An 11,399-nucleotide genomic window follows, 5' to 3' on the forward strand; every position below is an offset into this window, starting at 1 on the left:
TTGCCCGAGGGTAGTTAAGGGTAAACCACAAAAATATCCCAAAAAAAATACCAGTCAGCGTTAACTGACTGGCATTAGTGTATGCAGGCTTTTTTTATGTCTTTTAACCCGTCATAAAACAAAGATTTACTCATAGAAATTTCTTAACATTATAGATTGAGGTAGATGTAGTAAACTGGTCGTTTGATATTTTTAACATGATTTTTTTAACCAAGTTTTTATAAATAGAGAAAGCTATGGCAGTTGATTTTACCAATACCTTGATCGTTGCGATATCAGCAACCGCTTTATTTGATTTATCAGAGTCTGAAAATCACTTGATAGCATTATTGCAGCAGCGACCTAGCGAGGCGATTAAAGAGTTCCGCGACTATATGGCTGAGCGCGAGAATGATTCGCTCAGCATTGGAGCCGGCTATCCGCTTATTAAAGCATTGTTAAATTTGAATAATTATTGCCATGATTGCGAGGCGCAGGACGCAGGTATCGAGACGCCATTGGTAGAAGTGGTTATCGTCTCAAAAAGTAGTCCTGATACAGGTATTCAGGTGCTTAATGCAATTCGTGAACATGGTTTAACCATTTCTCGCTCGGCATTTATATCCGGAAGCCCTATAGCGCCTTATATTAAAGATTTTAATGTGGATTTGTTTTTGACCACCAATCGTGATGACGCTCAGCAAGTTGCCGATGCCAATATTTGTGCCTGTGCGATATTAGATGCTACACCAGTAAATACCTATGAGCTCGATACTAAGCAGCTGCGTATCGCATTTGATGGTGATGCGGTATTGTTTGATGATTCAGGTGAGCTGCTTTATAAACAAAAAGGGTTGCGGGCTTTTCATGAGCGTGAAGCCGAAATGCGGGATTTGCCGATAGAAAAAGGACCTTATGCAGAGCTGTTGATTAAGCTGTCAAAAATGCAAGAGCGATTGCCTGCAAGCTTGCATACTTCTCCCATGAAGATAGCGTTAGTCACTGCACGTAATGCCCCTGCGGACTTACGGGCGATTAAAACACTACGTGATTGGGGGGTCGATCTCGATATGGCATTTTTTTTGGGCGGACTTGAAAAGACGGCAGTATTAAAAACCTTTGCGCCACATATCTTCTTTGATGATTCGGTCAAACATATTGATGCGGCGCGTGATTTTATGCCAACGGCGTTGGTTCCTTATCATTCGACCTCTTTGCTGCATGCCAAGAGTGTATTAACGGCAGAAGAAGACGCCTCATCATTGTCATTTAAACCTGTAAAAAGCCCACGGTCTTCTGTGAGCGAGCAATAGGGTTTTAATAACATTCAAAGGTTTAAAAGATAAGGTTTGTTATGAAGTGGCAGCAATTATTTAGCTTAATAACACGCAGAATTAAGCAAGTTTTTGGCTTATATGCGTTTGTTCTTATACCGATGTGGGGCATGTTTTTTCTCAATGAAACGCTGCTTTTCGGGCTATGGAATATCTTTGGGATTGTGCCACGGGCGTTAGACTTAGGTAGTATGATTGGGGTGTTTGCGTCATGGACGATGCATGGCAATTTTTCTCACTTACTTGGCAATACGTTGACGTTATTACAAATTTTATTTTTGTTCGGACTATTTGAAAATAATGCTTATCGTACCGTAATTAAATTGATCGTGGCGTCAGGATTGGCGACTTGGATTATCGGTTCGCCATTGTCGATTCATATCGGCGCTTCGGGGCTATGTTTTGCGATGCTGGGTTATATGATAGGCGGAGCGTTATTTGCGCGGCGCTGGGGTTATCTGCTTGCTTGCATCGTCATGGGAACTGGTTACTGGTTGATCATCAAACAAGGTTTGATGCCGCAGCAAGGTATCTCATTGGCGGCGCATTTTGGCGGACTATGCGCCGGCTTATTATTAGGGGCAAACTCAAAGCATGCTTATGCCAGTATCAACACGCGTTATTAACTTTTATTGATACAAACGTTGATATATAACGGATCATTTTTTTCTAATGGCCGCCACTTAGTGGTTTGCTTCACATGCTCATCAATGCTCAGCTTACTATCCTTTTCTTGCAATACATAATCGGCGCGGGCAGGGGCAGCACAGTCAATAACTTGCGGTACTTGCTGCACACTTCGACGTCGCTCAAACAAATATAAATTCACCAAATAAACATCTGGATTATCAGCATTAGCGCGCGCGTGCCCACTGTCTGCGGCCATAAAACGAAAGGTTTGTGGTTTGATATATGACCAAGGACGAAACCATGTGCTCTGTTCAACTTTTTTCACCACATGCACGCCGTTAGGTAGTTGCGCAGTTTGCTGCTCGAACCAGCTATATTCTTGGCTGATTTGAAAGCCAAAAATACCAATCGCCCCAAATAATGGAATCAGCCATCTTGGGGCTTTTTTTCCTGCCAGTTTGCTGAGATGAGTGATGATTAGTGCTATCCCAGCCATACCAAATCCAGCAGCTATGGTGGCGATAAACTCAAAAAGCATAAGATTTTTCCTTAACGCCATCAGCGCATTTAAAACCAATTCATAAAAAGATAAAAAAATCACTCACAAGCAGTTGCTGCCGGTGAGTGATTATCTTACAAAGAATAGCACATAATATCGTCTAGATTAGTGATCGATTGCGCCGCCAGCTCCACGTGGAGAACGAACACTTTCAACCAATTCTTGGATATGTGCTGGTGGTGGCGTCGTTGCATAAGAAACAATAAATGCCACGATAAAGTTCAGTAATGCACCAACCGCACCAAATGATAGTGGCGAGATACCGAACAACCAATACTCTTCTGTATCAGGGAAGTTTGCAGTACCTGTGATGAAGAACCAGCCTTTAAAGACGAAGATATAAACTAAGATACTAATCAAACCCGTTAACATACCAGCGATAGCGCCCAAGTTATTAATACGCTTAGAGAAAATACCCATCATCAATGCAGGGAACAGTGATGCACCCGCAATACCAAAGGCTAATGCTACGACCTGTGCGGCAAATCCTGGGGGATTAATACCGAGCCATGTCGCAACCACAATCGCGATAGCCATCGTGATACGCGCGACTTTTAGCTCGCCTGCATCAGTGATGTTTGGATTCAGGTTACGCTTGATTAAGTCATGACTGATCGCAGATGAGATTGCAAGTAGTAGACCAGCTGCCGTTGAAAGCGCTGCTGCCAAACCACCGGCGGCGATAAGACCGATAACCCAACCTGGTAGCTGGGCGATTTCTGGGTTAGCCAATACCAAGATATCAGCGTTGACGTCAAGCTCGTTACCTGCCCAGCCTCTATCAACAAACACACCATCACGCTCTAAAGCATGCTCAGCTTTTGCTTCTTCAACCGTCGTAGTAGCGGCAGCAACATCACCACCGTCAGCGGTAGCCGCAGCCAATGCAAGCTCTGCTGCACCAAGTCCACTATCGCTATATAACTGAATACGACCATCGTTATTTAGATCGTTATATTTAATAAGACCGGTATCTTCCCATGTTTTCATCCAATCTGGACGTTGATCATATTCGATCGCAGGGGCATCAACACCTTGTGGATAAATGGTATCGATTAGGTTTAAACGTGCCATCGCACCTACTGCCGGAGCAGTAAAATAGAGTAGCGAGATAAATACCAAGGTCCAACCAGCTGTCCAACGCGCGTCAGCAACTTTAGGAACCGTGAAGAAGCGAATAATAACGTGCGGTAGACCCGCGGTACCAATCATCAGTGATAAGGTAAATAGCACCATGTTTAGCTTGTTCGGCACGTCAGCGGTATAAGCGGTAAAGCCTAAGTCGACGACGATTTGGTCAAGCTTGGTTAGAATAGGAATGCCTGCTTCAACATGGTTTGAGAATAAACCAAGACCTGGAATCGGGTTACCCGTTAATTCAAGTGAGATAAAGACGGCAGGAATGGTATACGCAATCATTAGAACCACATACTGCGCAACCTGCGTGTAGGTAATCCCTTTCATACCACCAAGTACGGCGTAGAAGAAAACCACAACCGCCGCAATAATCAGACCAGTGGTGTTATCAACTTCTAAGAAGCGTGAGAATGCCACACCAGCACCGGTCATCTGACCGATAACATAAGTGGTTGAAGCAATAATCAAACAAACAACGGCAATCATGGCCGCAGTCTTAGAGTAAAAGCGGTCCCCAATAAAATCAGGAACCGTGAACTTACCAAATTTACGTAAGTAAGGCGCTAGGAGCATAGCCAGTAGAACATAACCGCCTGTCCAGCCCATTAAATACGTTGATGCCGCATAGCCGCCGGTTGCAATAATACCTGCCATCGAGATAAATGACGCCGCACTCATCCAGTCAGCGGCGGTTGCCATACCATTCATAACAGGATGTACACCGCCGCCAGCAACATAAAACTCACTGGTCGAACCTGCACGTGCCCACCAAGCAATACCGAAGTATAAAGCGAAGGATAGACCTACAAAAATAATATTAATCGTAAATTGACTCATAGGACTATTCCTCGTCTACACCATATTGTTTATCGAGTTTATTCATGCGCCATGCATAGAAGAAGATTAAAGCGATAAAAACGATAAGAGCCCCTTGTTGTGCAAACCAGAAGCTTATATCGGTACCGCCTACTCTAATACCTGACAATAATGGACGTAGTAAGATGCCAAAACCATAAGAGACTAAGGCCCAAATGATAAGGCTAACTTTAATGAGACGGAGATTGGCACGCCAATAACCTGATGAATCGTTGTGGTTCTCCATAGGACAACTCCTTTTGTCTAGCTTAAAAACATAATTATTGATTTGAGCCTAACAAGTGCTGATTGCGTGGCGCTTCACGCGCTATTAGCCCTATAAAACTGCGATATAGGTGGCTTATGCAATCGGACTCAAGTACTTGGCTGAAAAAATGCGCACAAATGAAAAATAATAAAAACCAAATACTAAAACGTGAACCAGTCATAAAGCGATTTAGTAGTCATTTATTTAACATTAAGCTGACTTAATCAAATAAACGACATCATAAATGCTAGGGTTTTTAAGAGTGTCTTGCAGAAAAAAAAGGGGATTTATCGAGGAAAAACGATGAAGGTCAACAATCCGCTGTCTTTTTACGATCCCATCTTCCTGACAAGAGTCTTAAAGTTGTTAATACGTTAGTCATTCATACCAATAAATCAATATCAACCGAATGCTAATATCTATAAAATCCACTCTATCATAGTTAAAAAACGTGGTCGGTAATAAAGTAGACTTCTATAAGTGTTTAGAACATTTAATATTACTGAAATCGTACGATAAATGTCTAACCAATGCTACTGATTTGTTACATTCTCCATTCTATAGGACTTCAATAGTAAGTGACATTTATTTCGGAAATAGTTTTTTTAAATTAATAAAAAAAATTGATAGTAGTAGGCGTCTTAATCTCTATAGAATGCACACGGTATCTTGGTAGCAGGCATTTTTAGCAAGGTTGTTGGCTATTTTAATCGATTAAATGAATTTTTAGATAAAAATAAGCAAAATTTATACAGCGTAAGTGAGGAGTTCTTATGAATGAAGGCATAGCAGGCTGGTTTAATAACATCGTGAATTACGGCGTTAGTATTATCTGGGGTAATAACGATTGGTTAATCGCCAGCAATCCTTGGTATGGATTGTTGATGTTTGTGTTGATTGGGGCTGGTCTATATTTCACCGTTGCTACGCGTTTTATTCAATTTCGTCACTTCGGTCATATGTGGCAATTATTACGGGTGTCAAATCAAGGCCGTAAAGATGGTGGTATCAGCTCGTTTGAGGCGCTGATGACTTCACTGGCGGCGCGCGTCGGTACGGGTAACTTGGCAGGGGTAGCCATTGCTATCTATCTTGGTGGACCAGGTGCCGTATTTTGGATGTGGATGACGGCGATCGTGGGGATGTCGACCAGTTTTATCGAGTCAACCTTAGCACAAGCCTATAAAGTGCCGCACAATGACAATGTTTACCGCGGTGGACCGGCTTACTATATCGAAAAAGGTTTGGGTAAACGCTGGCTTGCGATATTTTTCTCGCTTTGTTTGTTGGTTGCTTTTGGTTTGGCATTCAACGGCGTGCAGTCAAATACGATTGCACAAGCGACCAATGAAGCCTTTGGTGTGCCAACGTGGTTGACAGGTTTGGTATTGGTGCTATTGGTTGCGCCAGTGGTATTTGGTGGTCTGCGTTCGGTTGCGCGTATCGCGGGTAAAATCGTGCCAGTTATGGCGATTCTTTATATCTTATTGGCGCTTTATATTATTATCACCAATTTTAGCGAATTCCCAGCGGCGGTTGCCTTGATTGTAAAATCGGCCTTTGGCTTTGAGCAGGCAGCGGGCGGTGTGATTGGTTATGGTATTGCGCAAGCAATGATTAATGGTATCAAGCGTGGTCTATTTTCTAACGAAGCCGGTATGGGCTCAGCGCCTAATGCGGCAGCAACGGCAAAAAGCCATCCTGATCATCCAGCGGTGCAAGGTTTTATGCAAATGCTGGGTGTGTTTATAGATACGCTGGTTATCTGTACGGCAACCGCGGCGATTATTATACTTTCAGGTGTCGTCGATCCAAATGTCGAACAAGAAGGTATTCAATTAACCCAGTTGGCACTGTCGCAGTATGTGGGCGATATGGGCGTAGTTTTTGTCGCGATTGCAATTTTCTTCTTTTCGTTTACCTCTATCATTGCCAACTACAGCTATGGCGAGTCCAATCTTGAATTTATCTCTGGTGAAAAAAATGCCAAAGTCATGATTATGATTTTCCGTTTTATGGTTTTAGGCATGGTATTTGTTGGTGCTATTGCTAGCTTACCTGCTATTTGGAACTTCGCTGACTTATCAATGGGTCTCATGGCACTCGTCAACTTGATAGCGATTTTAATCTTGTCGCCAGTGGCGCTTAGAATTTTGCGTGATTATGAAAGACAAATCAAAGAAGGCAAAACCGGCGAGCAAATCAAATTTGACCCCGATGATTTTGTGAAACTAAAAGATGAAGCCAACCGTGATGCGTGGACTGATTAGATCTTTTTGGTAAGCTAAAAAGTTATGCTGTCGAAGCTATAAATATAAAAAAACCGCCCTTATATTAAGAGCGGTTTTTTATTAAGCCATAATTATATCAAACATGATTTACATGTTTGGATAGTTAGGACCGCCGCCGCCTTCTGGCGTTACCCAAGTAATGTTCTGTGACGGGTCTTTGATATCACAGGTCTTACAATGCACACAGTTTTGCGCATTGATAACAAACTTAGCACCTTCGGCATCTTTCACCACTTCATAAACGCCAGCAGGGCAGTACAGACGCGCAGGCTCAGCATACAGCGGTAAGTTAATTGAAACAGGCACCGTAGGATCGGTGAGTTTCAGATGCGTCGGTTGGTCTTCAGCGTGGTTGGTGTTGGAGATAAAGACTGATGACAGCTTATCAAATATCAGCTTACCATCTGGCTTAGGATAGGTTGGCTGATAAGCATGCGCCGCACGCTCTAGCTGATCATAATCTCTCTTATTATCATGAATGGTCAAAGGCATTTTACCGCCAAGCAAATTTTGCTCGATAAAGGTAAAGGCGCCGCCCATCCATTGACCCATACGGTGCATGGCTGGGGCAAAGTTACGCGCTTCGTAGTTGTCTTGATACAGCCATGATTCTTTATACATGGTGCTATAGGCAACCACGTCGTCATACTCACGGCCTGCTTGTAACGCTTCAAAAATCGCTTCAGCCGCCAACATACCTGACTTCATTGAGGTGTGCGTACCTTTGATTTTGGCAGGGTTTAAGAAGCCTGCATCATCACCGACCAACACGCCACCTGGGAAGGTGAATTTTGGTAAGGAGTTTAAGCCGCCTTTGGTCAACGCACGCGCGCCGTATGACAGGCGTTTGCCGCCTTCTAAGACGTTGCGAATGACTGGATGAAGTTTTAGGCGCTGCATCTCATCAAACGGTGACATATAAGGGTTTGAGTACGATAGGTCGATGACCATACCAAAGCTGACTTGGTTGTTTTCATCGAAGTACAACCACCAACCGCCAGATGAGCCGGTATCCGTTAATGGCCAACCTGAACCATGCATGACCACGCCTTGCTCGTGCTTCTCTGGGCTGACTTCCCATAGCTCTTTTAGACCGATACCATAATGCTGAGGGTCTGAGTCTTTATCAAGCGCGAAACGGCTGATGAGGCGCTTGCCCAAATGTCCACGGCAACCTTCGGCAAAGATGGTATATTTACCTAGCAGCTCGTAACCTGGCTCAAAGCTCGGCTTGGCTTCACCATTGGCAGCCACGCCCATGTCGCCTGTCAAAACCCCTCTTACCGAACCGTCATCATTATATAAAATCTCATCGGCAGCAAAGCCTGGGAACATCATGACTTCAAGCTCTTCTGCTTGCTCAGCTAACCAGCGAACGACGTTGCCCAATGAGACAATGTAGTTACCTTCATTGTGCATGCTGGCGGGTACGATAGAATCAGGGAGCTTGGTTGCTTTGGTCGCAGAACCGAGCATATAAACGCGGTCTTCAATGGCAGGTACGTTTAGTGGCGCGCCTTTTTCTTTCCAATCTGGTATCAGCTCGTTTAAGGCGCGCGGCTCAATAACCGCACCAGATAAGGTGTGCGCACCAAACTCTGAGCCTTTTTCGACCACACAAACCATGAACTCATCATTGCCCGCTGCAAGAGCAAGCTGACGCAGACGAATGGCCGCTGATAAACCCGCTGGGCCGCCGCCGACGATGATGACATCAAATTCCATTGATTCACGTTCGATTTCAGGCTCAGTAGTTTCTGGTTCTACGGCTGGCTCGGGCGTTGCTTCTGTTGCAGTAGTGGCTTCTACTGGCTCAGCGGCAACTTCTGTCGCCTCAGTTGCAGCGCTTTCTTCAGTAGTGGCGACTTCTTCTACGGCTACATCAGTATGTGCGATGTCGCTATTTACAGTGTCGTTACTGACAATGTCATTATTAACAACGTCGTTGCTAACAGTGTCATTATCAACAACAGGCTTTTGATTGTCTTGCTCTTGCATACCTACTCCTAAACTTTTAGTGGCTTATCTCAGGGCATCATTAGCTTAACAATTGAATAATAAAGCTTGCGGCGCTAACGTTACTCAGACATATGGCTGCCCGATAAGAACTGTCTTTGCGGCATCAATTGACGACGTTAAGCGTACAAAGATTGACGTAAAATCTAGCACCCATAACGTAAAATGTGTTGTTAATTCAACACCCACTGAACCATTGCAAATAAATAATCGTTACTCATTATAAAAGAAAAGTCCTACAAACACGATACGCATTTCTGAGTATCAATGTTAAGGTAAGATGGAAATAATGGGGGTACAATGACGATAGGCTTTCATCATACCCGAAACAAAAATTTATAGTAATAATAGATGCGCCAAACTTTGATTACTACATAAAGGATTTTATGATGAATGACGATAATAAAAACGACAATTCTAATGATAAAGATAGCCTCAAAGTCACGAATGACAAGGTATCTGCGCCAAATGGTATGGATGCTTTGAGTCAGTATTTTAAGTCAGCGCCAAGTATACGCGAAGGGCGCGCCATACCGCCGCTTGAGAACTGGCATCCTGAGCAAGTAACGGATATGGATTTAACCATCAAAGCCAACGGCGAGTGGTGGCACGAAGGCGGGCACATGACCCGGCAGTCACTGGTTAATTTATTTGCCACTATTTTATGGAAAGAAGAAAATAATGGCGCGGTTGAGTATTTTTTAAAAACGCCGGTACAAAAACTGCGTATCCAAGTAGAAGATGCGCCGTTATTGATTAACGATGTTGGTATCGTTGAAGAAGCAGGTAAGCGTTGGCTAGAATTTACGACCAGCACCGGTGATGTAGTGCGTTTAGATGATGAACATCCGATTAGTTTGCGTGCTTATACAATGAAAGACTCTGATGACAATAGCCATTCTGGCACAAGTAAGAATAAAGAAGACAATGAAAGTGCAGAAAGCCCTACGCAAATTCGTCCTTATATGACGGTACGAAACGGCTTAGAAGCATTGATTGGACGTAACGCTTTTTATCATTTAACAGAAATTGGTGAATTGACAGAGCGTGAAGGTGAGACGATACTAACGCTGCAAAGTGGCGATAACGCTTATACATTATCAATGCCATTAGATTCATAATAGACTATATTTAATACTTATATAAGAACGGCGGTAAGAGAGCAATGAAGGTTGCCGTAAAAGCAGTGCCTGATAATACAAGCCTTGATGGTGTTGATATTGTTGATAGCCTTGAGACGCACAAAACCACATTTATTAATGATAGTTTTAAAACGCTTAAAGCAGATGATAGCGTGATAAATAACGCGCTTAAAAAGGAACGCAGTGCGCCAATCGGCTTGTTCGATTCGGGCGTCGGCGGCTTGTCGGTCTATCTACATCTGGCTCAGCAATTACCGCATGAGCGTTACGTTTATTATGCCGATACCTTGCATGTACCGTATGGCAATCGTGATAGTGAAGACATTAAAGCCTTAACGCTCGCTGCAGTGGCATGGCTATACCAACAAGGCTGCAAGCTTATCGTCATCGCCTGTAATAGTGCTTCGGCGTATGCGTTAGAGACTGCCAGACGCTATTATCCGCAGCTGCTTATTGTTGGTCTGGTGCCTGCTTTAAAACCTGCGGTATTGGCCAGCAAAACTCATCACGTAGCCGTATTGGCAACGAAAGCGACGTTAAACGGTGCGCTACTAAATGACGTCATTACAAATGTTGCCATTCCTCATGCCACCAGAGTCTCCAAATACTTTGACCCAAACTTAGTCCCTTGGGTTGAGTCAGGTATGCCTAAAGACAGCAAAACGGCTCAGGATTTACGCCTGCAATTGCAGCAATTTTCGCAAGATGGCGTCGATCAGTTGGTATTAGGCTGTACCCATTATCCATTTTTTAAAGCGTTTTTACGCCAAGAAATTACTCAGCAGCAGTTAGCGCTACATATTGTCGATTCGGGGCATGCAATCGCTGAGCGCGTTAAGCAGCTATTGATAGCAGAACAGTTGTTAGCATTACCCGTTAAGGTATCAGCTAATGAAGCGTTAAATGGCCTAGCGACCGCTATAGATATACCGCCGGCTTTGACTTTTTATGCGACTAAGTATGATAAACAGCTCGGCGCTGTAGTGCGACGTTTATTGGGTAAACAGTCTCGTATACAGTATATTCTTTCGCCTTAAGCCCTTTTGTTTTAGTCTAATAACCCCAGTTCGGGATAAGGGCTCAAAAAAAAGATAAAAAAAGAAGTCCGAAATTGCTAAAGTAAGTTTACCAAGACCACTTAAGCAAAAAGGACTTCTTACATGGACAACCTAACCGAACTATACTGCC

The 11,399-nt window shown here is 43.6% G+C and carries 9 protein-coding genes; 5 read left to right on the forward strand and 4 right to left on the reverse strand.

The genetic code is table 11. The features are described 5' to 3' along the window. Window positions 1–236: 236 nt before the first annotated feature. A complete protein-coding gene (locus H9653_RS11745; protein WP_191692501.1) occupies window positions 237–1,292 on the forward strand; it encodes a 5'-nucleotidase in 1,056 nt (351 codons plus the stop codon). 41 nt (window positions 1,293–1,333) lie between these two features. Continuing rightward, window positions 1,334–1,939 carry a rhomboid family intramembrane serine protease gene (locus H9653_RS11750; RefSeq protein ID WP_191692502.1) on the forward strand — a complete coding sequence of 202 codons (606 nt, stop codon included), beginning with the start codon at window positions 1,334–1,336 and terminating at the stop codon, window positions 1,937–1,939. Here the strand turns inward: H9653_RS11750 and H9653_RS11755 are convergent. From H9653_RS11755 to H9653_RS11765, 3 genes are all read right to left on the reverse strand, one after another. Then, window positions 1,936–2,481 (reverse strand): hypothetical protein, encoded by a 546-nt coding sequence (locus H9653_RS11755; RefSeq protein ID WP_191692503.1) that lies wholly within the window; start codon window positions 2,479–2,481, stop codon window positions 1,936–1,938. The genes H9653_RS11750 and H9653_RS11755 overlap by 4 nt on opposite strands. Window positions 2,482–2,607: 126 nt before the next feature. Next, window positions 2,608–4,476, reverse strand: a complete 1,869-nt coding sequence (locus H9653_RS11760) for a sodium:solute symporter family protein (protein WP_191692504.1) — start codon at window positions 4,474–4,476, stop codon at window positions 2,608–2,610. Between the two features lie 4 nt (window positions 4,477–4,480). Further along, entirely contained in the window at window positions 4,481–4,741 is a 261-nt protein-coding gene (locus H9653_RS11765) for a DUF4212 domain-containing protein (RefSeq protein ID WP_191692505.1), read from the reverse strand. Window positions 4,742–5,535: 794 nt separating this feature from the next. Between H9653_RS11765 and H9653_RS11770 the strand changes: the two genes are divergently transcribed. Continuing rightward, the gene (locus H9653_RS11770) at window positions 5,536–7,032 is read left to right on the forward strand and encodes an alanine/glycine:cation symporter family protein (protein WP_191692506.1); all 1,497 of its coding nucleotides are present in this window, start codon (window positions 5,536–5,538) and stop codon (window positions 7,030–7,032) included. 108 nt (window positions 7,033–7,140) lie between these two features. Here H9653_RS11770 and H9653_RS11775 read toward each other — a convergent pair whose 3' ends face one another. Beyond that, the gene (locus H9653_RS11775; protein WP_068406995.1) at window positions 7,141–8,778 is read right to left on the reverse strand and encodes an electron transfer flavoprotein-ubiquinone oxidoreductase; all 1,638 of its coding nucleotides are present in this window, start codon (window positions 8,776–8,778) and stop codon (window positions 7,141–7,143) included. A 680-nt stretch (window positions 8,779–9,458) separates the two neighbouring features. Between H9653_RS11775 and H9653_RS11780 the strand changes: the two genes are divergently transcribed. Continuing rightward, window positions 9,459–10,190, forward strand: a complete 732-nt coding sequence (locus H9653_RS11780) for a DUF1285 domain-containing protein (protein ID WP_191692507.1) — start codon at window positions 9,459–9,461, stop codon at window positions 10,188–10,190. A gap of 44 nt (window positions 10,191–10,234) precedes the next feature. After that, complete coding sequence (murI, locus tag H9653_RS11785) at window positions 10,235–11,248, forward strand: glutamate racemase (RefSeq protein ID WP_191692508.1); 1,014 nt, start codon at window positions 10,235–10,237, stop codon at window positions 11,246–11,248. Window positions 11,249–11,399: the final 151 nt, after the last annotated feature.

Origin of the sequence: Psychrobacter communis (assembly GCF_014836505.1) — a bacterium.
Taxonomy (GTDB): Bacteria; Pseudomonadota; Gammaproteobacteria; order Pseudomonadales; family Moraxellaceae; genus Psychrobacter; species Psychrobacter faecalis.